The organism is Clostridium sp. CF012 (genome assembly GCF_018861755.1).
Classification (GTDB): domain Bacteria; phylum Bacillota; class Clostridia; order Clostridiales; family Clostridiaceae; genus Clostridium_AD.
Map to the genome: position 1 here is coordinate 42615 of NZ_JAHLEF010000019.1, position 25429 is coordinate 68043.

The 25429-nt window shown below is 30.8% G+C and carries 24 protein-coding genes; 14 read left to right on the top strand and 10 right to left on the bottom strand.

Annotated elements, in window-relative coordinates; genetic code table 11:
• Positions 1–5: 5 nt before the first annotated feature.
• Both KPL50_RS16185 and KPL50_RS16190 read right to left on the bottom strand, forming a co-directional pair.
• Complete coding sequence (locus KPL50_RS16185) at positions 6–908, bottom strand: trans-4-hydroxy-L-proline dehydratase activase (protein WP_216299579.1); 903 nt, start codon at positions 906–908, stop codon at positions 6–8.
• Positions 909–924: 16 nt separating this feature from the next.
• Positions 925–1485, bottom strand: a complete 561-nt coding sequence (locus KPL50_RS16190; protein ID WP_216299580.1) for a helix-turn-helix domain-containing protein — start codon at positions 1483–1485, stop codon at positions 925–927.
• A 420-nt stretch (positions 1486–1905) separates the two neighbouring features.
• Here KPL50_RS16190 and KPL50_RS16195 point away from each other — a divergent pair, with 420 nt between their 5' ends.
• The 3 genes from KPL50_RS16195 to KPL50_RS16205 all read left to right on the top strand — a co-directional run bounded on the left by KPL50_RS16195 (position 1906) and on the right by KPL50_RS16205 (position 4016).
• Positions 1906–2712, top strand: coding sequence for a TrmB family transcriptional regulator (locus tag KPL50_RS16195; RefSeq protein ID WP_216299581.1), 807 nt, complete (start codon positions 1906–1908; stop codon positions 2710–2712).
• Positions 2713–2805: 93 nt separating this feature from the next.
• Entirely contained in the window at positions 2806–3795 is a 990-nt protein-coding gene (locus tag KPL50_RS16200) for an ornithine cyclodeaminase family protein (protein ID WP_216299582.1), read from the top strand.
• A 68-nt stretch (positions 3796–3863) separates the two neighbouring features.
• The gene (locus KPL50_RS16205) at positions 3864–4016 is read left to right on the top strand and encodes a small, acid-soluble spore protein, alpha/beta type (protein ID WP_216299583.1); all 153 of its coding nucleotides are present in this window, start codon (positions 3864–3866) and stop codon (positions 4014–4016) included.
• A gap of 111 nt (positions 4017–4127) precedes the next feature.
• Here the strand turns inward: KPL50_RS16205 and KPL50_RS16210 are convergent, their stop codons facing one another.
• The 3 genes from KPL50_RS16210 to KPL50_RS16220 all read right to left on the bottom strand — a co-directional run bounded on the left by KPL50_RS16210 (position 4128) and on the right by KPL50_RS16220 (position 8092).
• The gene (locus KPL50_RS16210) at positions 4128–6098 is read right to left on the bottom strand and encodes a PAS domain-containing sensor histidine kinase (protein ID WP_216299584.1); all 1971 of its coding nucleotides are present in this window, start codon (positions 6096–6098) and stop codon (positions 4128–4130) included.
• A gap of 159 nt (positions 6099–6257) precedes the next feature.
• On the bottom strand, positions 6258–7385 hold the full coding sequence (locus tag KPL50_RS16215; RefSeq protein ID WP_216299585.1) for an amidohydrolase: 1128 nt from the start codon (positions 7383–7385) through the stop codon (positions 6258–6260).
• Positions 7386–7645: 260 nt separating this feature from the next.
• Complete coding sequence (locus KPL50_RS16220; protein WP_216299586.1) at positions 7646–8092, bottom strand: hypothetical protein; 447 nt, start codon at positions 8090–8092, stop codon at positions 7646–7648.
• 203 nt (positions 8093–8295) lie between these two features.
• Between KPL50_RS16220 and KPL50_RS16225 the strand changes: the two genes are divergently transcribed.
• A complete protein-coding gene (locus KPL50_RS16225) occupies positions 8296–9372 on the top strand; it encodes a dipeptide epimerase (RefSeq protein ID WP_216299587.1) in 1077 nt (358 codons plus the stop codon).
• 111 nt (positions 9373–9483) lie between these two features.
• Here KPL50_RS16225 and yjeM read toward each other — a convergent pair whose 3' ends face one another.
• On the bottom strand, positions 9484–10983 hold the full coding sequence (yjeM, locus tag KPL50_RS16230; RefSeq protein WP_253200663.1) for a glutamate/gamma-aminobutyrate family transporter YjeM: 1500 nt from the start codon (positions 10981–10983) through the stop codon (positions 9484–9486).
• Positions 10984–11360: 377 nt separating this feature from the next.
• Between yjeM and ybaK the strand changes: the two genes are divergently transcribed.
• From ybaK to KPL50_RS16255, 5 genes are all read left to right on the top strand, one after another.
• Positions 11361–11846, top strand: coding sequence for a Cys-tRNA(Pro) deacylase (gene ybaK, locus KPL50_RS16235; RefSeq protein WP_216299588.1), 486 nt, complete (start codon positions 11361–11363; stop codon positions 11844–11846).
• Between the two features lie 315 nt (positions 11847–12161).
• Positions 12162–13508, top strand: coding sequence for a pyridoxal-phosphate dependent enzyme (locus KPL50_RS16240; protein ID WP_216299589.1), 1347 nt, complete (start codon positions 12162–12164; stop codon positions 13506–13508).
• Between the two features lie 327 nt (positions 13509–13835).
• Positions 13836–14501, top strand: a complete 666-nt coding sequence (locus KPL50_RS16245; protein WP_216299590.1) for an ABC transporter permease — start codon at positions 13836–13838, stop codon at positions 14499–14501.
• The gene (locus KPL50_RS16250; protein WP_216299591.1) at positions 14502–15392 is read left to right on the top strand and encodes a glycine betaine ABC transporter substrate-binding protein; all 891 of its coding nucleotides are present in this window, start codon (positions 14502–14504) and stop codon (positions 15390–15392) included.
• A gap of 70 nt (positions 15393–15462) precedes the next feature.
• Positions 15463–16398: an ABC transporter ATP-binding protein gene (locus tag KPL50_RS16255; RefSeq protein ID WP_216299592.1), complete on the top strand. Its 936-nt coding sequence runs from the start codon at positions 15463–15465 to the stop codon at positions 16396–16398.
• Between the two features lie 91 nt (positions 16399–16489).
• On the opposite strand, the gene KPL50_RS16260 is transcribed toward KPL50_RS16255, so the two are convergent.
• Positions 16490–16999 (bottom strand): DUF2179 domain-containing protein, encoded by a 510-nt coding sequence (locus KPL50_RS16260; protein WP_216299593.1) that lies wholly within the window; start codon positions 16997–16999, stop codon positions 16490–16492.
• Between the two features lie 134 nt (positions 17000–17133).
• Complete coding sequence (locus tag KPL50_RS16265) at positions 17134–17283, bottom strand: formate dehydrogenase accessory sulfurtransferase FdhD (protein ID WP_216299620.1); 150 nt, start codon at positions 17281–17283, stop codon at positions 17134–17136.
• 188 nt (positions 17284–17471) lie between these two features.
• On the opposite strand from KPL50_RS16265, the gene KPL50_RS16270 reads away from it, so the two are divergent.
• Both KPL50_RS16270 and KPL50_RS16275 read left to right on the top strand, forming a co-directional pair.
• Positions 17472–18893, top strand: coding sequence for an MFS transporter (locus tag KPL50_RS16270; RefSeq protein WP_216299594.1), 1422 nt, complete (start codon positions 17472–17474; stop codon positions 18891–18893).
• 121 nt (positions 18894–19014) lie between these two features.
• Entirely contained in the window at positions 19015–19356 is a 342-nt protein-coding gene (locus tag KPL50_RS16275; protein WP_216299595.1) for a cupin domain-containing protein, read from the top strand.
• Positions 19357–19481: 125 nt separating this feature from the next.
• On the opposite strand, the gene KPL50_RS16280 is transcribed toward KPL50_RS16275, so the two are convergent.
• The gene (locus KPL50_RS16280) at positions 19482–19649 is read right to left on the bottom strand and encodes a hypothetical protein (RefSeq protein WP_216299596.1); all 168 of its coding nucleotides are present in this window, start codon (positions 19647–19649) and stop codon (positions 19482–19484) included.
• A gap of 257 nt (positions 19650–19906) precedes the next feature.
• Here KPL50_RS16280 and KPL50_RS16285 point away from each other — a divergent pair, with 257 nt between their 5' ends.
• Genes KPL50_RS16285 through KPL50_RS16295 form a run of 3 tightly spaced genes read left to right on the top strand, consistent with a single transcriptional unit; the run spans position 19907 to position 23904 of the window.
• Positions 19907–21010: a lysylphosphatidylglycerol synthase transmembrane domain-containing protein gene (locus KPL50_RS16285; protein ID WP_216299597.1), complete on the top strand. Its 1104-nt coding sequence runs from the start codon at positions 19907–19909 to the stop codon at positions 21008–21010.
• A gap of 54 nt (positions 21011–21064) precedes the next feature.
• Positions 21065–23278 carry a glycosyltransferase gene (locus KPL50_RS16290; protein WP_216299598.1) on the top strand — a complete coding sequence of 738 codons (2214 nt, stop codon included), beginning with the start codon at positions 21065–21067 and terminating at the stop codon, positions 23276–23278.
• A complete protein-coding gene (locus KPL50_RS16295; protein WP_216299599.1) occupies positions 23275–23904 on the top strand; it encodes a lysophospholipid acyltransferase family protein in 630 nt (209 codons plus the stop codon). The genes KPL50_RS16290 and KPL50_RS16295 overlap by 4 nt, the downstream gene beginning before the upstream one ends.
• A gap of 32 nt (positions 23905–23936) precedes the next feature.
• Here the strand turns inward: KPL50_RS16295 and KPL50_RS16300 are convergent, their stop codons facing one another.
• A complete protein-coding gene (locus KPL50_RS16300) occupies positions 23937–25283 on the bottom strand; it encodes an MATE family efflux transporter (protein ID WP_216299600.1) in 1347 nt (448 codons plus the stop codon).
• Positions 25284–25429 lie beyond the last annotated feature (146 nt).

The window sequence follows — 25429 nt, forward strand, 5'->3', positions numbered from 1 at the left end:
ATATATTAGCCTCCTATCTTAATTTTTATTCCAGCACTTTTAAACTTTTCTGATATTTTATTCATAACTTCATCTGATGGCTTTTCTAAACCAGATAGTTTATATTCAATATTAAGTCTTCTATATTTATCCATTCCCATCTTGTGATAGGGAAGCAAATCTACATGTATTAAATTTATCTTTGATAGAAAATCAACTGCTGCATCAATAGTTTCATCATCATCATTTATACCAGCAATTAATGGCATTCGTATATAAATGTTACTACCTCTTTGCGAAAGTTTTTTTAGATTTTCTAAAATGATAACATTTTCCACACCCGTATATTTAATATGTTTTTCATTATTCATATGTTTAATATCAAATAGAAAAAGGTCTACGTTATCAACTATTTTTTCAAATTGTTTCCAAGATGCATAGCCGCTGGTGTCAACTGTTGTATGGATACCTTTATCTTTGCAAATTTTAAGGATATTGTATAAATAATCTGCATGCATTAATGGTTCCCCTCCAGAAAATGTTACTCCACCATTTGATTCTTCATAAAACACCTCATCCTTAATTATTTCTTTCATAAGGTTCTTAACGGTTATATCTTTTCCTACAAGTTCGCGGGCGTTGCTTAGGCAAAAATCACTGCACTTTCCACAAAGAGTACATTTGCTTTCATTAAACACAGGGAATCCTTTTACGAATTGGATGGCTTTTTCCGGGCACCTTTTGACACATGTGCCGCAGCCGGTACATCTTTCCTTAAAGAACATGATTTCAGGATTTAGATTTTGACTTTCTGGGTTATGGCACCACCAGCAATTTAGTGGGCAGCCTTTAAAAAAAACTGTAGTACGAATTCCAGGACCATCATGAATTGAATACTTTTGGATATTGATAATAGTGGATGATGTCAAATAATTCGCCTCCCGTTTATTTTTTGAAAAGATTTGGAGTATGGACTGTTAGTATTTTTACAGTTCTATTGGTATTGTTTGCCCAGTTATGTTGGACATTCGAGTTGTAATGAGCACTGTCACCAGGAAATAGTTCATGTCTTTCATTGTTAATTAATAGTGTTAAAATTCCTTCTAGAACATATACAAATTCTTCACCAATGTGCGGATATAGTGTTACTTCCTCAGTACTGTTGGTTGGAAGTATTTCAAAAATTCTTGGAAGCAAATCCTTGTTTTCAATATCATTAGTCAATTGAATTTGTATTATTTGGTTATTTTCAACTTGAAACACTTCTCTTTCATAACTGCGAATAATAAAATCCTTTTTATGTTTCGGTTCAGCTACAAAATAGGATAAGGTAACTTCCAAGGCTTTAGCAATATTCATTAGGGAATCAATGGCTACAGTTGTTAAACCTCTTTCGAGCTGTGATAAATAGCCAATGGATAAACTAGTTTTTGCGCTTAAATCCTTTAAGGTTAATTGGTTTTTAGTTCTTAATTCTTTTATTTTTTTACCAACGTCTAAATTCATAATAATTCCTCTCACTTTTCAATAATTTATTTCATTTATGTAAAATTAAAATTAAGTACTTTATTAAGAAAATAATTTAATTGTTTAATTTTTATTTGGTTTGTTATTATTATATCATATGAAATCGTTTATTTGTGACTTATTTTCATAGAATCTTATCTATTTTAAAAAAAATACATTTTTTTCTTGTAATATCATAGTATGCTTGTTAATTAGTATAATATATTTTTATGTACTAATGAAATAAATTTCATAATAGTAAAAAAAGTACTTATAATTGCATCGATATAGTGTTTTTATAGTAGCTAGAATTGCTATCAAACAAGCTAATATAACCTCCAATTTTTTATTGACATATTTTCATCACTATTATATGATAGTCACCATAGGTAACTACTGATTTAAAGGAGAGACTAATTTATGGATAAAATAATTTTACTCTTAAAGTCACTTGAATTAAATGATTCTGAGGCAAAAGTTTATGTAGAGCTCCTAAAGAATGGTCCCTCCACGGGTTATCAAATTAGTAAAATCTCAGGGGTAGCACGGTCGAAAGTATATGCAGTTCTTGAAAACTTGGTTCGGAAAAATTTTTTAATTTGCTCAAAATCCGAAAATCCTAAATACTACACCTGTATTCCTGTAAAGGAACTCATATCAAAAAAGAAAGATAACTATAATTCCTTACTTGAAGAGATAGAAGGTGAACTTTTAGAATATGATAAAAGTATAAATATGGATTTTATTTGGCATATTAAAGGTTATAATAATATTTTTGATAAGTGCAGGGAAATTATAAAAAATACAAAAAAAGAACTTTTTATTCAAATTTGGCAGGATGATATAGATGAAGTTTTTGAAGGATTAAAATTATTAGAATCAAACAAAATTGATCCACTGGTGATTTTGTACAGTGCTGAGCATAAATACGATGTTGATTTGAACGTTTTGTATAAGCATGGATTTGAAAGTGAAAAACTTAAAGACATTCCTGGAAGATGGGTTACTATAGTGTCTGATTCAAATGAAGTATTATTTGGCTGCATAGAAAATAATAAGATATGTGAAGTTATTTGGACACAAAATTATTCTATGGTTTTTATGGCAAAGGAATATGTGAAACATGATGCTTATTGTCTTAAACTTATAAAATCAGTCAATAATTCCGATAATGAAGAACTTAAAAAATCTGTTGGTAATATCAGAAATATTTTCGAGAAAATATAGCTGGTTTCCAAAACTTCTACCAATATAATATAGGTCTTTTATTAATAAACATTTTTAAAGATTAGTTAAAATAAAGAACATAGGAGGTACAAAATGTTATTACTTACAAAACATGATATAGAAAATATTTTCAATATGAAAAATGCAATTGATTCAGACAAAACCGCCTTTAAACTATTCTCACAGAATAAAAGTGTGGTGCCACTTAGAACAAACATTGATATTCCAAAATTTTCAGGTCAAAGCCTGTTTATGCCCGCTTATGTTGAGGACATAGATAGTATAGGGATAAAGATAGTTTCTGTATTCCCAAAGAATGTTGAAAAGGGGATACCCTCAGTACCAGCAAAAATGATACTAATGGATGGAAAAACTGGTGACGTCTGTTGCATAATGGACGGAACATATCTTACTCAATTAAGAACTGGAGCCGGTTCCGGTGCTGCCACTGATATACTTGCAGTTGAAAATGCTGAAAAAGGAGCCCTAATAGGCACTGGGGGACAAGCTGAATGCCAATTAGAAGCAATGTTAACAGTACGAAAGCTTAAATCTGTAAAAGTATTTGATATGAATTTACAGAGGGCTCAGGAGTTTTGCACAAAGATGTCTGAAAAATTTGCTGAATTTGGCACAGAAATAAGTTTTGCAAAAACAACAAGGGAAGCTATTGAAAATGCAGATATCATAACCACTGTAACAACTTCAAAAACACCTGTTATTGATTATCAATATGTAAAAAAGGGTGCTCACATAAATGCAGTAGGTTCATACACTCCGGTTATGCAAGAAATAGATGAATATACAATAAAAAATGCGGATAAAGTATTTGTTGACTCTAAAGAAGCAGTTCTTTCAGAATCAGGAGATCTTATAATACCAATAGATAAAGGTATTATCGATAAAAGCAGAATAGACGGAGAAATTGGGGAAGTTTTGCTAGGGAAGATTGAAGGAAGAAAAAATGATAATCAAATCACCATTTATAAAACAGTAGGTATAGCTGTTATGGATGTTGTAACTGCATATGATATATACAACTGTGCTTTAAAAATGCACATAGGCACAGTTATAGAGATATAATCTACATAATTTAATAATGAAAGGCAAATGCTATCCTATAATATAGATGATAAAAGGATGGTGTTTTTATGGATAAGAAAGTAGAAAACGCTAAAAGTAAAACTGAGCAAGCTAGGATTTTGGGTGTGAAAATACCTAAGGATGAATACTGGGGTGATTATAGCTCAAAAATCTGTGGAAGCGTCGGGGGAGCTATAAGTGACAAGACTAAAAAAGATTAGTAATACGGTTAAGAGGTAGTGAAGTTTCTTAATTAAAAACTATAAGACCAATATCAAATGATATTGGTCTTATTTTTGTAATCTTAAGTTGGAGTAAGCCATGCAAAAATATTATGAATAAATATCTGAAAACTCAATGTTAATTGTTTGAAGTTCACTTCTTATGTTCTTATCTTCAATTGAGTCATAAGAGGCAGCTAATATTCTGTTTGGAAATTCTATTGTAAATTTACTACCTTTACCTAATTCACTTTCCAGTTTAATATTTCCACCATGTAGTTCAACAATTGATTTAACAAGACATAAACCTATACCACTTCCCTCAGCATTTCGAGATAGTGACTTGTCAACCTGCTTGAATCTTTCAAATATAACATCTAAGTAATCACTTTCAATTCCAATACCTGTATCTTTTACAGATATTTCAACACTATCAACTTTGTCGTGTATATTTACGAATATTTCGTCTCCTGCCATAGAAAATTTAATTGCATTGGAAATAAGATTTAACATAACTCTTTCAATATTAGTGGGGTCACAAGCAATATTTTTTTCTTCTACATCAGTATCAAAAACAAGCTTTAATCCTTTATTCTCAACATATTCCGATACGGATTGAACAATGTCCTCCACCACACTAACTATGTTTTCATTGGACATATGTAACTTGAAAAAACCAGATTCAATTTTAGATAAGTCAACTAAGTTATTAACTAGTTTTGATTGCCTATTGCAGTTTTGTGTTATAACATTAATATAATTTTCAAGCTTATCTTGATTTTCTATTATGGAATTATTTTTCATATACAATCCAAATAATTGAGTGGTACTAAAGATAACATTTAAAGGAGTTTTAATCTCATGAGAAATGTTTATGAAAAATTCTTCCTGCATTTTTAAGTTTTTTTCCAGTTGAAGTTTAGCTCTAGTTTCTTTAGTAATATCAATTATAATTGCTATTACTTGTTGGATGTCGCCCTCTAGGCCAAGTATCGGCTGATATAAGACATTTACGAATATTTTTTCACCAAAAACAATTAACTCTTTATACTTAATATAGGATGTTTCTTTCTTCTCTTTTATCATTTGAAAATGATAAAAAATATCAGTTTTATCAAACTCTGTAATGATATCTGTATAATTTTGTCCTTTAATAATATCAAAAGAGTTCATTTCAGGATTTAATCCTTCTATAATATTTAATGCCTTTTGATTAATGTCCGTGATACTAAAATTTGGATATGATAATCTTATAAATGGTAAATCAAGGGTATCTATAGTATTGTGTAGAAGGTCAAATTGACTTTGAAGTATTTCTTCATGCAATACAGTTTCTGTAATATTATTCAAACATTGTATTCCTGCAATGAAATTTCCCTTATCATCATAAATGGGAATACCATTTATATCATAAAAGGCTATACTATTATTATAAGTTTTCATGATTCTATACCCGGATATTTTCTCACCTCTTAGTATTCTAGAACCTGGCATATCATCATGATTAATTAAATTTCCGGAAATATCATAATAATTATTTTCACTAAGACTTACTCCTAGCCTACTAAAGCTATCAGATATAGAAGGGAAGATATCCCTTGCTGATTTATTTAATGTAGTGTAGTTACCATCCTTATCAAAAATGAATAATGCCTCAGATATATTTTCAATAATTGCGTTTAACTTTTTGTTGCTCTCATATACCGTTTGTTCTAGATCCCTTTTATTACTTACATCACTGCCGGCTCCATAGATAAGTCCTTCATCCCACTCGAATTTTATATTCCATGAAATCCATTTGTAATTGCCATTCTTGCACATATATCTAAATTCCAAATTCACAATATCTTGTCGCTCTTTGCCAGCTAAGGATAATGCATTATCTAGGCTAGCTTTATCCATCGGATGTATCATAGAAAATATATTTAGATCTTTTACTTCATCGTTGGTATATCCAAAAACATTATTAAAAGCTGGATTTGCATATTTAATTCTACCATTAAAAAAAGCCATACATAAAATTTGTGGAGTTAAGTTTACCATTTTTTCATAATTTTCTTTATCTAATGTTGAATTATTCAATATTGGCTCCTCCCAAAGAAAAATAAAATTTATCAAATATTAAAAATAACCATATAAAGTAATTTTCGTTTAAACTTACTTTATAATTCTATCACTATTTACCGCCTTTAGAAATAACTTTTTGAAAGTAGCAAGCCCATTTTTATACAATCTAAGCTTTTATTTTAAATTTGCAATGCTATAAAAAATATCTACACCTGTTTTAATAATACTATCTGGAAAATCATAATCAGCAGTATGAAGCTGGGGCTGTAATTTGCCATCACCCAGGCCGAACATTGCGCCCTTTATATTTTTCAAATAATATCCGAAATCCTCAGACCATCTGAAGGGATATTGAAGTTCTTCATAGCTGAAATCATTGGTTACACATGCTTCTAGTATATTATTAATACATGTATCATGATTTCTTGTCTCAGGGAACTCATCAGAAAAACTTATGCTGAAGTCAATTTTATTTTCAGTGCAACACTGCTGCACAAATTTTAGTATGCTGTTTTGAAGTTTCATTAAATCATCTTCATTCTCTCCACGTAATGTCAACAAAATTTCACCAGAGGCTGCAGCTGTTCCAAAAGACCTTTCTCCAATATTGATATTTACAATTGTGCAAAGAACCATTCCGCTATAAATACTGGATTTAGTACTACTATTTAAAAAATTAATAATATCAGCAGCGGCATAGGAGGGATTTATCCCATACTCCGGGTAAGCTGCATGAGAGGGCTTTCCCTTCAGGTTAATTATAACTCCTTTTGAAGCGCAAGCAAATACTCCCCTTTTATAAAGAATACTTCCTACATCGTATCCAGGAATATTATGTAGTGAATATATTTCATCTATTTTATTTTCCAGCAGCAAACCATCCTGGACTATTTGTCTAGCACCTAGACCTACCTCTTCAGAAGGTTGAAATAGTAAAAATATATTCTTATGAGCTATTGGATTTTCCTCTATTTCTAATGCTAGACCCGCCAATATTGCACAATGTCCATCATGTCCACATTTATGAGCTGCTGTTGTATTATTGGATTTGTATTGAATATCTGTTGTTTCTAGCATAGAGATTGCATCCATATCAGCTCTAAATGCAAGATTCACTGCATTTTTTAAAATTATTTTTTCTGCAACAAAATATCCATCTTTCATAACTATATTAAAACTAGTATTGTTTCTTAAAAAATCTATTAATATCCTCATGGTTTTATTTTCATTTCCAGAAATTTCAGCATTTTCATGAAGGTTATGTCTTAATTTTATACACAAACTTTCATTGTGACTGTTCATTAGCATTCACCCCTTTATAATGTGCTATGTTAGATTATTATTACAACTATAATATGCCATATTAAACATTTTTTCAATGACCATCATAGTGTAGAGGCATAAGTTATATGTATTTAAATAATATTTTGGGGTGGAATAACTTTGAAAGGATGCTTATATGGCTAGCGGGGTATTCTGTTCTATATAAAAATAACCCAATGTAGTTTAATCACAGCATTGGGTTATTTAACTTTGTCCCAGCTAAGTAATAAACTATTTTCCTATATATCGTCTCTCTCTGTCATAGGCATCATAGGATTCATACCCATCATTTGATCCATAGGCATCATATGACACATGTGCATCATAGGATTCATACCCATGTTTTGATCCATTGGCATCATGTGCATCATGGGGTTCATACCCATGTTTTGATCCATTGGCATCATGTGCATCATAGGTTTCATACTCATGTTTTCATCCATAGGCATCATGTGCATCATAGGATTCATACCCATCATTTGATCCATTGGCATCATTGGCATCATTTGCATCATTTGGCACATACACATATGCATCATATGCATCATATGCATCATATGCATCATAGGGTTCATTTCCATCATTTGGTTCATAGGCATCATGTGCATCATAGGATTCATACCCATCATTGGATCCATTGCCTTCATATCTTTAGATTTCTTGTTCTTTGTTGAAAAATTTTCCATACATTACTCCTTATAAAAATTTTCTACAATATAATATTATGATAATAAACAGTTTATGTTACTATTATTTAAAATTTGTACAAAGTTTCTAAATGAAATGCCATAAAAGATAGGATTATAGTATTGCGCTAACTACACTCCATTATAAATTGACTTTTCTGTGTTTTCAGTATATTATAGAGGAAATTTAAGGGGGGATTTTCATGAAAATAACTGATATAAAAATAGGACGAATATCTGTTCCACTTAGAACACCATTTAAAACTGCGTTAAGAACCGTAAATAGTGTGGAGGATGTTATTGTTGAAATCCACACTGACACAGGTAATGTAGGATTTGGCGAAGCACCACCAACAGGAGTCATAACAGGGGATACTACAGGAGCTATAATAGGGGCTATAGAAGATCATATAAAGAAAACTATAGTAGGTATGAAATTAGAAAATTTTGAGGATATAATGTTAAAATTACAAAACAGTGTTTTAAAGAACACTAGTGCAAAGGCTGCAATTGATATAGCACTATATGATTTATATGGTCAGTTATATGGAGCACCACTATACAAGTTGTTAGGTGGATATAGAACTGAAATTGTAACTGACATAACTATCAGTGTAAATGACCCTGAAGAAATGGCAAAGGATAGTTTAGAGGCTATAAATAGGGGGTACAGTACTTTAAAAATAAAGGTAGGAAAAGACTCTGCAAGAGACATGGAAAGAATGAAAGCAATAAGAAAGGCTGTAGGTTATGATGTTAATCTTAGGATTGATGCAAATCAAGGTTGGAAGCCAAAGGAAGCTGTAAACATATTAAGAAAAATGGAGGATGCAGGACTGCAAATTGAGTTTGTAGAACAACCAGTGTCAGCTCATGATATTGAGGGACTAAAATTTGTAACAGATAATGTATATATACCTGTTTTAGCAGATGAAAGCGTATTTTCTCCTATGGACGCGCTAAATATTCTGCAGAGGAGAGCAGCAGATTTTGTAAATATAAAACTTATGAAAACAGGTGGAATATATAACGCTCTTAAAATATGTTCCTTAGCAGAAATGTATGGAGTTGAATGTATGATAGGATGTATGCTTGAAGCAAAGGTAAGTGTAACTGCTGCTGTGCATTTAGCTTGTGCAAAGAGCATTATAACTAAAATCGATCTAGATGGTCCCGTCCTATGCAGTGAAGACCCAGTAAATGGAGGGGCAATATTTAATGAATCTAAAATAATGCTTACAGATGCAAAAGGACTTGGCATAACATCTATAAATTATTAGTTAAATAAAAGGTCTTTCATAAAGTAGATGCATGAGAAAAGCCTACCCATTAGGGTAGACTTTTTAAGTGAAAATATGAATTGTTTAAAACAAAATTAAATATTATAAAGATTATTTTACATATTTCTTTTCATAGCTGTTATACATTACCCATGCAACTGCTGCAAAGAATATAGGGCCAGCTACACTCCAAATTGTTATTGACAAATTGCCTTCAAGTGCTGGTTGTATTATTGAGAAGAAATTTGCAAATCCAACAGTGAACATAACTATTACTGTCCATATTAAAGCACTTTTGTCTGTTTTGAATATTTCAAAAGGTTTAATAATATCTCTATTTTTCTTAAATGGTGCGAATGCATAAGCTATAAACATGTAGGGAAGGGTCATAGCTACGTTAGTCATCGCTACTAAAACATCGAAGAATTTTGACATATTATCTCCACCAAAGGATATAAGAGCAATCATAGCACAAACTATACCTGCTTGAACCCACATAGCCCTTTGAGGCATTCCATCTTTCATTTCTGCAAGTTTTCCAGGCCATAATTTAGCTGGAGTACCTTCAATTAATTGTTTTAATGGAGAGAACATTAATGTGAAGAAAGCGCCTGCTAAAGCTAAGAACATTGAAAGTCCTACGAATCTAGCTATTCCATGAGACATAGCTATTGAAGTGGCTTCGCTTGCTCCGAATGCTTGACCTAGAGCATATCCTAGGTTACCCATAACTACATAACCAGCATTACCTAAGTGAACAGTCTTGTCATTCATAACAGATGACCAGTTAGTAAATATACCAACCAGGAATATTCCAAGTGCATATCCAATTGAGATAATCACTGCTGAAATAACAACACCCTTAGGGAATGTTTTTTCAGCATTTTCTGTTTCATCAACAAGTCCTCCGACAACTTCTATACCACCATAAGCAAATAATGCAAATACCACAAATGCAAATGATGCAATCATATTACCAGTATAAGCAGGATTAGGTGAAGCCGTGAATGAACTAAGTCCTACTATTGGCTGAGCTAGCTTACCATGATTTCCGATAAGTACTAATATAGCTCCAAGTAATAAAACTATATTTAATAATGCAACTGCGCTGCCACCTAGTGAAGTTACCTTCTTAATTTTTTCTAATCCCTTAGTTGATACAAATGTAACTAATATTATCCAAAGAATTCCAAGTATTCCTAGAAGTTTAGGTCCAGTCAGTCCAAATATTACCCAAGTTTGTGTTTTATCTGAACCAAATATTGCGTTTGATATTGGAACCCAAACTCCTGATGCAACATTAACCATCCAAATTACATAAGATGCATACCACATGAAGGTTCCCATAAAAGCAAATTTTGCTCCTACGGATTTTTCCATCCATGAGTATATTCCACCCTTTTCGTTCTTGAAAGCTGCACCAAACTCAGCCATCATGAAAGCAAATGGAATAAAGAATGTTATTCCAGATAAGATATACCATGGTATAGCGGCATATCCCATTTTATAAAATGATCGTGGGATGTTATTAAATCCATAAACTGAAGTAAAAATCATTAAGACCAATGATACCAATGTTAAATGTTTTTTGCTCATTATTTTTTCTGACATGCTTTTTCCCTCCTTAAAATGTAAATGAATAAATTCATTCACTATTACTATTACTGTTACTATTACTGTTACTATTATATATAAAAAAAATAAAAAGTTCAATACTTTTTTAGCGAATGTGAAAGAAAAATGTCGATAAATAGAATCTTGTGAAAATATAACAATGGAAATAGATTGAAAACTTGCATAATTAAAATAAATAAGGTTAAATGTAGTTACTAATTACTTAGTTATAGTAATTTATCAATTGAATTTATAGGATATTTTGTAAGATCCACTACTAAAATAGTGCATTAGGTAAACAAAGAAGGTATAATAAAGTAAGTCTAAAGATAATTCATGTCGTAAATAAATTCAAAAGAATAAAGGGGAAAACCATGATAAAAACAAATGCTATGCGAATTTTAGATAAAATGAAGCTAGGATATGAGGTTATAACTTATGATGTTAAAGATAATAAAATAGATGGAATAGCTGTGTCAAAAAAGATAGGTAGAGATGAAAAATATGTTTATAAAACTTTAGTTACCAAGGGAATGTCTAAAAATATTTATATTTTCCTGATTCCAGTTAGAGAGGAAATAGATTTTAAAAAAGCAGCTAAAGTAACTAACGAGAAGACGATAGAAATGCTAGATTTAAGTGAACTTCAACAATATACAGGATATATTAGAGGGGGATGTTCACCTATAGGTATGAAGAAACAGTATAAAACATTTATAAATAATAGTGCTCTTGAAATAGAAACCATAATTGTAAGTGCTGGGAAAATAGGATTTCAAATAGAAATTAATCCAAATTTATTAATAGGTATTATAGAAGGCTCATTCCATGATTTAATAAAATCAACTAACAATGATTAAGGAATAATAACATAAATTTCTTTGTATTTGCGGAATTCGACTTAAAATGCTATACTTATAATAGGAAAGCATAGTAAAATAGACAGTTAGAGTAAATTAGATATTCAAGGACGATATGTTTGAAATTGAATAGAGTATTGGAATTTTTAAAATAAGGTGAAATAATTAAGAGAAAATATTTTATAACTGAACTATGAACCGGGCATACTATGTTAGATAGGAAAGTTTGAGGCAAAGTTTGAAGTTTAAGCACTTTAACTCAAAAAGTTAAAGTGCTTTTGTATTTATTAATAATTAAATGTTGAAGGAGAGATTATGAGAAAAAGTGGAAGAACACCGTTAATGAGAGCGAAGAAATTAGAAAAGTTATTAAACGTTGGAGAAATATATTTGAAGCTTGAAGGAGCTAATCCATCGGGGCATAAATATGACCGTATTTCAGAGGTTTTAGTAAAGGATGCTGTTGCTAATGGTTTTAAGAAAATTTTAGTTGATGGCTCTGAAAGTTATATAAAGTCAGTAATGTTATTTGCAAATTTGAAGGAACTTGAAGTTAAAGCTCCACTATTCAAAAATGAAAAATGGAAATTATCTCGATTAGATAAGGATATTTTATTAGATTTACGAGATAAAAAAGAGAACTTTACACGCCCGGAGTTAAGAGATATAGCAGAGAAAAACAATATGTACTTAACCTGTGAATGGGATTTAAATACCATAGTAAGTCATCTTATCTTCGAAGACATGACTAAAGAATGTTTGGAACGTATGGATTTTAAAGTAGATACAATAACCACAAAATTAGGATTCGGGTATACACTATCAAGCATTTATAGTGGCTTAATAAAAAGTTGGGTTCATGAAGAATTAAGCGAAATACCTCAATTGTTATGTGGTGCGGGTCCATCATGGGAAGATCACCTTAATCAATACGTTAGGAAAATGAATATTATCCAAATTGAAAGCAATAGCACTAAAAAAACATCTTTTGTTTTACCTGATAGAAATACAGATATGGTTGAAAGTGTTAAGAAAATTATTTTGGAGACAGGTGCAGAAATGATTGATATTGAAGAAGAGGATCTTAAGCTGGCAGTTACTATGCTACGTGATTCTGAGGGCGTTATTGTTTCAAGGAAAGAAGCATATGCAATGGCAGCCTTTATCAAAAAAACGAAGCAGGGACAACTTAAAAGTGGTAAGCATTTAATTATTTTAAACGATGCAAGAAGTGAAGTTGAAGTTTGTGAAATTACTAGTTTTGATGATAAAAACAAAGATGAGTTACTGAATATGACAAGAACTTGGCTAGCAGCTTATAATGATTCAGTGGGAGAGACAGTAGATGCTATAGAAAAAGCTATGAAAGAAGGGTTTTTGCTAATTGCCAAACGAAATGGAGAAGAACAAGGTATCTGCATTGTTGTCAATATGGGATTTGAGACGTTTATTTCTACTTATCATTTAGCTTATATTGGTGTTAAGCCTGGAAATAAAGGACGAGGTGTGGCATCAGAACTGATTGGGCGTGCAATAGAACTTACAGACGGTAATCTATCCCTTCATGTAGATCTTGATAATAAACGTGCGAAAAATCTTTATCGCAAGATGGGATTTAATCATGTATATGACCGTATGATATATAACCATCCAATGGATTAAAGTAAGAGGTCAAAACTACCGAAATATATTTATATTTCGGTAGTTTTTTTGTCATTAAAGAAGTTAGAGATATAATTGAGGAAAGATAACATATACTAAATTGACACTATTTAAATACACACAAAACACTGGATATAATAATTACTTTTTCTTGACAATGCTTGTCTGTGGAAATATAATGAAAATATAACAAAAACAATGTAAATTTCTCGGAATTTTGATCTCTATTTTTATATAAGAAAAGCTTGCTATTACAAAATACTATCTAATTTATATGTTAGAAGTAGTGCAAGTAATGTAATTTAAGGAAAGGACAACAGGTGAAAAATGAATTTTATTTTAGAAATTTTTAAACTATATAGCTCTAGATTTGATTTTTTTGCTGAATTATTTATAGAGCACGTTTTGCTCTCAGGAACAGCAATTATTTTTATTACAATAATTGGGTTGTTCCTTGGGGTATATATAACAAGAAATAAGAAGGCCGCAGGAATAGTGCTTGGGATAGCAAATTTTTTATATACTATACCATCCATTGCCTTATTTGGTTTTCTAGTTGCAATATCTGGCATAGGAAACAAAAGTGCACTAATTGCACTTACGGTTTATGGTGTTTTGCCTATAATAAGAAATACTTATGTGGGGATAAGTGAAGTGGATTCACAGATAATAGAATCTGCAGTAGCTATGGGGAGTACGAATAGTCAGCTACTTTTTAAGATACAGCTTCCGTTAGCATTACCAGTAATAATTGCAGGATTTAGAACTATGGTGGTAATGACCATTGCCCTTGGTGGAATAGCTTCCTTTATAGGAGCAGGTGGGCTAGGCACCGCAATATGGAGAGGTATAACTACAAACTTTCCTGAAATGACAGCAGCAGGAAGCATACTTGTGGCGGCTTTAGCTGTAGTGTCGGATTTTTTCTTAGGTATTCTTGAAAAGAAAATAAGAAAAAGAGTTTTTGGAACGGCCAAAATTGGAGGAATATAAATGAATAAAAAAATACTTGCAAGTGCTTTAGCACTTATTATGGTTGTAGCACTAGTTGGGTGTGGAAATAAAACAAAAAAGGTTGTGGTAGCATCAAAGCCAATGACAGAGCAATATATATTAGCAGAAATGATAACGGCTTTAATTGAAGCGAGTACTGATATAAAGGTAGAAAAGAAACTAGGTATAGGAGGGGGAACATCAAATATTCAACCAGCGATGATTAAGGGCGAAATAGACATATATCCGGAATATACAGGTACGGGTTGGCTGTTTGTACTTAAAAAAGATTTAATTAGGGATCCTGTTAAATTATATGAAGAAGTGAAAAAAGAGTACTCTACTAAATACGCTATAAAATGGCTTGGCTTATATGGTTTTAATGACACCTATGCTCTTGCAATCAAAAAATCAGTTGCAGACAAGCTAAACATAAATACTTATTCTGATTTAGCTAGCAAAAGCGATAGCTTAAAATTTGGTGCAGAGCCTGATTTCTATGAGAGAGAAGATGGATATAAAGGTATTCAAAAGGAATATGGTTTTAATTTTAAAGAAAAGCGAGAGATGGACATAGGACTTAAATATGAAGCAATAAATTCTGACAATGTAGATGTAATAAACGCTTTTTCAACAGATGCACTGCTTAAAAAATATGATATGAAGGTCCTTGTGGATGATAAGAATTTCTTTCCTTCATATTTTGCTACAACTTTAATAAGAGAAGAGACACTTAAGAAATACCCAGAACTTGAACCTGTACTTAATGAGCTCCAAGGAAGAATAAGTGATAAAGAAATGATTCAGATGAATTATTTAGTGGAAAGTGAAAAAAAAGATCCAAAAGATGTGGCAGTGGAATTTTTAAAGGGCAAAAAATTATTAAAATAGTAATAGAACCGCTAGTTTCTGTTCAAGCTATATTAGACCAAAAGGGTTTGTAAAGAAAGGACCAATATAAATGGAACTTATTAAATTTGAAAACGTAGAAAAATGTTATGGAAACGGGATAAAAGTAATAGACAATCTGAATTTTACTATACATAGTGAGGAGTTTATAACTTTAATTGGTAAATCTGGCTGTGGAAAAACTACTATGCTTAAACTTATAAATGGTTTAATTAAACCAGATTCAGGGAAGATATTTATAAGTGGTAAAGAGATAAGTAAGTGGGATATTATCGAACTACGACGAAGTATTGGCTATGTAATTCAGCAGATTGGTCTATTCCCACATATGAATATAGAGGATAATATAGGGTATGTGTTAAATATTAAAAAAGTATCGAAAGAAGAGAGAGTGAAGCAAGCTAAAGAATTAATTGATCTTGTTGGTCTTAGCTCGGAATATTTAAAAAAATATCCCAGAGAATTAAGCGGTGGGCAAAATCAGAGAGTTGGTGTGGCAAGAGCGCTTGCATCAAATCCGGATATAATTCTTATGGATGAACCCTTTGGTGCGGTGGATGATATAACAAGGAGAGGGCTTCAGGAAGAGATATTAAAACTTAACGAGAAGTTAAAGAAAACTCTAGTATTTGTAACTCATGATATAGATGAAGCCTTTAGATTGGGAAGTAGAATAGTACTTTTTGATAATGGAAAAATAGTTCAACAAGGAACTAGAAAAGAAATGATATTTAACCCGAGTAATAAGTTTGTAGAAGATTTCTTTGGTACTAAAAATTTTACGGCATATTTAAATGTAACCCCTATAAAAGAGGTTATGATTCCAACTTTTGAACAAAAAAGTGTTCCTAGGGTCCAAGAGGAATCTTCACTTATGGAAGGAATTAAAATATTGTTTAATTATGGACTAGACAACATAGCAGTTGAAGATAACACAGGGAAAATTGTTGGGATGTTTTCACTAAAGCATATAAAAGATAGAGTTTAAAGCAAATGAGAAAATGAAATGAGAATATGTTAAATTTTGAACTAACAATAAGACACATAGATAATTTATCTATGTGTCTTATTGTTAGTGTTTATCTTTTAATACCATAACCACCATATATAGTTTTAGTATCCATTAGTGAAATTACGGCTTTTATATGGGAATTTTTTATTAACTTTAATACTTCAGATTTTCTTTTTCTTTTAACGTGTAATATAAGCATTTTTTTATCTTCTTTTAGACCCTCAGCATCAATAAGAGTAACCCCTACATTTTCTGATCTCAATATTTTAGCTAATGTACAACCATCTTTTTCAGATACTATGGCATTTATGGTCATGAGTCCTAGTGCTAATTTATCTTCTAAAATACAACCGAAATAATTTCCAAAAGAAAATCCTAATGCGTAAACCACCATTTTAAACGGTTCTTCATTTATGCCAACAAGCACTGTACCAATGACATACAGCCATATAAGTACCTCAAAAAAGCCAATAACAGCACCATAAAATTTTTCGCCCCTAGTTATAAGCACAGTTCTAACCGTGGTTAGTGAAACCTCAATTATTTTAGCGAAAAAGATAAGGATGTAACCAAACATACGCAACGCTCCTTCATGAAAAAATTTAATGCTTGTGCGTCTTCTAATGTATATCATGCTCTTTTAAAGAAGTTTTTACAAGCCTTATTCGTGAAAGTTAATACATATTTAACTAATATGATATTCAGTTTTAGTTAAAATATTCTGTTCTGGTTACAATAAATATTCATTCTACTACCTCGTGCAAAGCCTATTATAGTTATGTTTGCAGCTTTAGCAATACTTAGGGCCAGGGATGTTGGTGCTGAATGAGAAACTATAATTGGTATACCTGCTTTTGCTATAGGCTATTTTCTTGAACAAAATTATAAGATGATCTGTTAATTTTATAACTAATATTATATAGCTCATTTAACAGTGGTTTTTTTATTTAAAGGTAACTAATCAAATATAAAAGTTCATAAATTATTTGAAAAATGTTAACAATTAGGTTATGATAAGTGAATATAAACTAGAATAAGAGGAGAAAAGAATGGAATTAAAAAATAACGCAAATACGAAAAAAAGGGGTTTAATTTTATTTATAGTCGTAATGGTAACATTTATGTCTACCCTAGACAGCAGTATTGTTAACGTAGCGCTGCCTATCATGGCTAAATCTTTAAATGTTTCCTCAGGGGGCATTCAATTAGTAGTAACAAGCTATTTGATTATAATTTCAGCAACCATATTAGTTTTTGGAAGATTGGGGGATATACTTGGCAAAACAAAGGTATTTAAGTTTGGAATAGCACTATTCACACTTGGTTCACTACTTTGTGGAATATCAAGGTCATTTCCAATTTTAGTTTTGGCTAGAGTAATACAGGGAATAGGAGCTGCAGGTACTATGGCTAATAATCAAGGTATTATCACGGAAGTATTTCCAGTAAATGAAAGAGGAAAAGCACTAGGAATCACAGGAACATTTGTGGCGCTGGGATCCTTAGTAGGGCCACCACTGGGAGGATTTATAGTAAGTGCTACCAGTTGGGAATATATATTTTTAATAAACGTACCAATAGGTTTAATAACATTATTTTATGGCATTAAGATACTTCCTAAAGGACATAAAAAAGCAAAGGGGAAAATGGACGGCCTTGGAGCATTATTGTTTATGTTTGCCATAGTTCCTCTTTTTGCAGCGCTAGGGCAAGGTCAAGAGGTTGGATTTACTCAGCCAATAATTTTGTTGGGATTTTTAATAGCAATTATTTCTTTTAGTGTGTTTATTATAGTGGAAAAGAAGCGCGAAAATCCACTATTACAACTGAAAATTTTTGAAAACAAGTTATTTTCTCTAAGTATATTTTGTGGATTTGTATCCTTTGTAGCCATATTTTGTTCAATTATTATTCAACCTTTTTATCTTCAAGATGTGCTTAGATTTTCACCAGCATCCACTGGACTCGTACTTATGATTTTTCCTTTAATTTTGTCTGTAGTAGCACCCGCTAGTGGACATTTGTCAGATAAAATAGGTTCAGAAATTTTAACCTTTATAGGACTTTTCATTACAAGTTTGGGCTTGCTATTAATGTCAACTTTAAATGAAAAGTCTTCGATAATAAGCATGGTGATTTTTATAGCTATTATGTCTATAGGGAATGGGTTATTTCAATCGCCTAATAATTCGCTAGTAATGTCCACAGTTCCAAAGGATAAGCTAGGTATTGCTGGAAGTGTAAATGCACTTATTAGAAATTTAGGTATGGTATGCGGAATAGCACTAGCTACTACCATTTTATATAACAGGATGAGCTATAAAATTGGTTATCATGTAACAGATTATGTTATCGGGAGGAATGATGCCTTTATTTATGGTATGAAAATTGTATATATAACTGCAGCTGTTATTTGCATGATTGGAGCTACTTTAACCTTTTTAAGATTATATAGAAGTAAATCTAAATAAGAAAAAATTAACAATCCTAAAATTTTGATTTAAATCACATCTATACCATGAGATTAAAAGTATAATTAGGGTATAGTAATTGAGTAGGAAAAAAATCATTTAAATAAAGGAGTTTTTAATTATGAAAATAGAGAAAATATCGGATAAAATAGTATATAGTGATGAAAAATTTACAAAAAGAGTTATTTTTAATGAAAACAGAGTTCTTAGTTTTGTTTTGAATTTTAGACCAGGCCAAGGAGTTCCAGCTCATAATCACGAACAAAGCGATCTTATGATTCATGTACTTGAAGGCCAAGGTGAAATGGGTGTAGATGGTATTATGAATGTGATTTCTAAAGGTGATGTTATACATTGCAAAGGTACTGAAGTTTTTAGTTTGAAAAATAATGGAGATACTGACATGTCATGTTTTGTAATACTTGCTCCAAATCCATCCCCAATGTATTCAAAGGAAGTATAGTAACAACTTATTTACTCCCCTATAACTGCTAATAGTCAATATAAATTAATTTTGAACAAACATAAAAAGTATAGCCCCAAAATATATTAGTATATTTTGGGGCTATTTAAAATGAAATTATTTCATCACTTAGTTTTATAATATTCTGATTCATTACATATGCGACATTTTGGAAGTGTATTAGTTTTATCATCTAAAATTATTTTACCTTCACAAATTTCGCAAATATAAGTATCTTTTTCAAGTTCAATTTCTAGTTTAAGTTTAAGTTTTTCATCAACTGGATGTAACACAAATAAGCCTCCTTTTCTGATTATTCAACAATATCCTAAGATAATATTAACACAAAAGGATTATATTAACAATGAAAAAACGAATTTAAATAGGATAACTGTAAAGTGCTTCTATAGTTATAATATGAACAGATAATTTACACATAAATTTTGCAAATCAGCCATATGATTTAAGGATAGTGTAATTAACATAGATTTAGTATTTATAGTATTCTCATAGCCCCGTGACTTATCATCTACCATGGAGGAGAAAAAGCATGAGAAAAACCAATGGTAAGAATGAATCAAAGTTTCAAACAGATCATAATAATTTAATTATAAAAACAAAAGTATTAACTTACTCAATATTTACGCTTATATTTATTGTCACTTCTTATTTATCTGTAGTGTTTATAGAAAAACATTTTAATGGTAAAATATCGTTTTACTGGTTTAAATCATTGTCGCCTATTTCAGTATTAGCACTTTGCATTTTATTGTTTTTTTATTTCCTTTTAGATGCACTAAGATTTTTGTATGTTTTGAAAGCCCTAGAAATTCAAGTTACCCTTGGTTATCTTGTTAAACTGGCATTCATTAACATGTTTTTATCGAATATAACCCCCTTTGCTACTGGAGGTGCCTTTGCTCAAATATATTTCTTAAATAAAAAAGATATTTCAATTGGCGATGCTACTGCAGCAACTACAATAAAGACTGTGCTTCCTATTATTTTTTTCTTTATAACAACGCCAATAATTTTAATAGTGGATAAAAACCTTTTTAAAATACTTCCAAGCGGTAATAATTTCATTTATATTTTATCCTTAGTTTTCATATATATTTTAGCTGCTTACGGATTTTATAAAGTACTGAAAAATACAAACATTATAAAAAAAAATCTATCTAAAATATTGGATTTTTTGGAACGCAAAAAAATAATTTCAAAAACTGTGGTTAAAAAGTTCAAAAATAATAGCTTTTTAGAAATTGACATATTTGCTCTAAACATTAAAAGATTTTTAATGGGTAAGAAAAAATATATATTATTATCAATAATTTATATGACACTATATCTTTTTATTTTATTTACCATTCCAGTTATCCTTATTAGAGGACTTAACGCTAGTATTTCAACAAGTCAAATTATGTCTCTCCAAGTTTTATTGACTTTCGTAACATATTTTGCGCCTACTCCTGGAGCTACTGGAGTTGCTGAGGGTGGGTTTACGCTTATGTTTTCTAATTTTGTTAAAAAAAGCGATATAGTCTCTTTAACATTTTCATGGCGATTTTTCACCATGTATTTAGGTATGCTAATAGGTCTCACAATTTTTTATTTAGAAATAGTCAAAAATAAACTTGCAGACAAAAGCATATAAGCAAATTTTAGGGGCTAGTGATGAGTTAATATTCAGGAGGTTATAAGTAACTTTATGAGGGGGAAAAAAAGTTTAAAGATTCTATTGTGTTTAGATATTGCGTTATTATTAATTTTTATCTTTTATAAGGGCTATTTATTTATTTTTGAAGCTGACTTTGTATCAACTAATATTAAAAACATACAAAAGTTAGATTATATAAAGGGCCATGAGAATATTTCTTTTGCCGTACTGGGGAATATAAAGAGTTCTATTGATATATTCGATAAAAAAATAGTTAGGGGAATAAATACTGATAGTGAGCTTGATTTTGTCATTTCTACAGGAAATGCTGTAATAGCAGGAGATGAAGATAAATATAGGATACTAAACAAAAGTTTAAATAAAATAAAAATTCCAACCATTATTGGAGTAGGTGATAAAGAGATTTCAAATGGAGGCAACTCCAAATTTTATTATCATTATGGACCTTATTATTTTTCTTATAATGTAAATGATGCTTTTTTTGTTTTTTTAGATACTACAGGAATAACATCTGAAGAATGGCAGAAAGCATGGCTAGAACAGCAGCTAAGTACTAGTGATAAGTATAAATATAAATTTGTAATTATGAATAACAGTCCCTTTGAAATTGAAAACACTAAATCACTTAATAGTGCATATTGTGATTTTTTAAGGGATACCTTTTCAAAATATAAAGTAACAGCAGTTTTCACTTCTGGTATGGAGGTTTTTGATAGTAGAAAAATTGATAATGTTAAATACTTCATAAGTGGAGGCGCTGGTGGCGCTTTACTTCTTAATAATGAAAATAGCTTCTATCACTATGTTAAAGTGATAATAAAAAATGATGAAGTAGCTTATAGTGTTATAAAGCAGAAGATGACCTCAAATTCAGCTATTTATCGTATTTTTGAAAATCTTTGGTTTTATATTCATTCAATTTTTTATTTAAACTTTTTTAAATTCATTTTAATAATATGTATATTTATATTTTTGGGTTTAATGATTAACTATAGAGTTACCAAAAGTGTAAATTATTATAATGAATATGATGAAGTACCAGAAATTATTAAAAATAGTGAAAAATTAAATATTGCTATGTTCACCAATAACTATTTTCCATTTATTGGTGGCGTCCCAATTTCTATTACTAGGCTCGCAAAGGGTCTTCTTAGGCAAGGCCATAATGTGGTTTTATTTGCTCCAAAATATCCGCTTAAAACACCTGAAGATGCTAATGTTATTAGGTGCAATTTATTAATCTATTATAGAACTAAGCCTTTTAATTTTGCTATAGTAAATATTTTTTCCTCAGGGATAGAAAAAAAATTTTTAACACAAAATTTTGATATTATTCATGTACATCACCCATTTTGGATGGGGAAAAAAGGACTTGAGCTTGGAAGGAAATATGGACTACCTGTTATTTTAACTTATCATACCAGACTTGAAAAATACGCCCATAATTTGCCGTTATTCAAGCAAACCTTTGAAAATATAGCTTCTCATAAATTAATTCGGATATTTTCTCAAAAATGTGATGCTATAATAGCACCAACTAATTCTGCAAGTGAATATTTGGCAAACATTGGTGTAAGTAGGGATAAAACTGTGTTGCCTACGGGAGTTGACTTTGATTTTTATGATGATATAGATATTGATGGAGTAAAACGTATAACTGAAAAATATAAGCTGCAAAATGAAGTGGTTCTATGCTGCGTTTCTCGTTTAACGCAGGAAAAAAATATCTGCTTTTTATTAAAGGGAATTAAACGAATAAAGGATAGTTCCAAGGTGGCTTTCAAATGCATTATTATAGGAGAGGGCCCTGAAAGTGAAAATATATTGAAAACCATAGAAGAGCAAGGGTTAAATGATACAGTAATTCTTGTGGGGCTCGTAAGTCCTGTGGATGTTTGTATGTACTATATGGCTTCAGATATTTTTGTGTTTAGCTCGCAATCTGAAACACAGGGCATGGTAATATTAGAAGCGATGGCCGGGAAATGTGCTGTTGTAGCCATTCGTTCTAGTGGAATAGATGACATAATTCAGAATGAATATAATGGGTTTATGACTAAAGCTGATATAGACTTGTGGTCAGAAAAAGTTATTTATTTAATGGAGCATCCCAAAATCTTAAGTGAAATGTGTCAAAATGCCTATGACTTTTCTAAAAAGTTCTCATTAGATACAATGGCAGATAACACTGTAGAAGTATACCGCAAAGCTATAATTCATAAAAAAAGGGGTGACCTTAGATGAATAAAATATCTGATTTTTTCGGAAAAATTATCACATTTATCTCTATTTATTATATTGAATTTGTATATAAAACTAGTAAAATAGTATCTACTGGACAATATGCACTTTTAGAAGAGGGTCATGATGAAAAATTTATTATAGTATTTTGGCATGGGGATAGCTACTGCTTATATCCTTACCTTCGCGGACAAGGCCTCTACGTAATTACTACTAATAATGGACGTGGAGATTATATTAATTTAATATGTAATCATTTTGGTTACAAAACAATTCGCGTACCTGATGAAAGTGAAGGTGGCAATTTTTTATTTAAAATTCGTCGTGAAATCAATGGACACAGCTGTGCTAATTTAACAATTACTCTTGATGGCCCCTTAGGGCCTTACCATGAATCGAAGCGTTTCCCCTTTATTACAGCAGTCCTTACAAAACGTAAGGTGCTTCCCCTTACAATCAATTGTAAAAAGAAAATACAATTAAAAGGAAGATGGGACAAATTCACTATTCCTCTACCTTTTAACCAAATAGAACTTCATGTTTATGATCCACTTGAGGTGACCAAGAAAGACTTAGACAATGAAGCTATATCAATAAGGTGGAATGTCCTAAAAATAATGGAAAAATAGGTGCCACCCACGTGGCACCTATTTTTATTCTCCTATTCATTATTGATTAAAGTTCTCTTATAAAATATAAAAAATGAAATAGATGTTATAATTACAGCTATAATATCTGCTATTGGTTCTGCTAATAAAACAGAGAATAATTTATCTTCAAAGAAATTAGGAAGAATAAATATAAGTGGTATTAGCAAAACCATCTTTCTTAATAAAGCTAGGAATAATGATATTTTAGCTTGGCCTAAAGCTAAAAAGGATTGTTGACAAGCTATCTGAGCACCAAATATAAAGGTACCTACAAAATAAATTCTAATGCTCCAAACGGTAATATCGATAAGTTCTGGTGTATTGTTAAATATAGAAACAATAGTTCCAGGAAATAGCATTAAAATACTTGTCATTACTAGGGTGTAACCTAAAGAACATTTTACTAAAAGCTTAATGGTAGTTTTTACTCTATCTAAGTTTTTAGCCCCGTAATTATAACTTATTATAGGTTGAGCACCTTGGGTTAAACCCATTAAAGGCAACATGATGATTTGCATTATACTTGCCATTATAGTCATAGCACCTACAGCTAAATCGCCGCTATAAGCTTGAAGTTTTGTATTTAAAGAGATTAAAACCAAGCTTTCAGTAGATTGCATAATAAATGGTGAAATACCTAAACTAACAATGGGAAGTATAATTTTGAAGTTTGGCATCAAAAATTTTTTGCGTATTTTTAAAATAGTTTTTTTACCAAATAAAAAATTTAAAACAAATATAGCAGAAACCATTTGAGCAATTATTGTTGCTAAAGCTGCTCCTTGAACTCCCATGTTAAAAGTGAATATAAGTATAGGATCAAGAACTATATTTATTACAGCACCAATCATTACAGTGAACATACTAATTTTTGTGAAACCTTGTGTATTTAAAAAAGCATTCATACCTAAAGCTATCTGAACAAAAACTGTTCCAATTAAGTATATGGTTATGTAATCCTGCGCATACCCAATGGTTTGCTCGCTTGCGCCAAAAGCATAAAGAATTGGCTCCTTAAAAATTAAAAATACTACAGTTAAAATTAAGCCTATAATAATAAGCATAGAAAAACTATTACTTAGTATTTTTTCAGCTTCCTCATTTTTCTTTTCACCCATTTTTATAGCGACGAGTGGAGCACCACCCATACCAATTAAAGCACTAAAAGCTGATATTATAAGAATTATAGGGAAAGATATACCAACTCCAGCCATAGCAATTTCTCCACTTGGAAGCTTGCCTATAAATATTCTATCTACTATATTATATAAAACATTCACTAATTGAGCTATAATGCATGGCAAGGCTAGTCTATACAATAATTTTCCTATTTTACCTTTTTCAAAATCTAGACTCATAACTAACTAACCTCCTAATTCTAATATTTTATAATACTATTGTATAGTATAGAACTGGTAAGTGCAAACCAGTGGCAAGTGGCATCTTTGATTGTTATTTGTTTTGTGTGCCAGCTTTAACCATCTGAATAAAAGTATAAAAATCA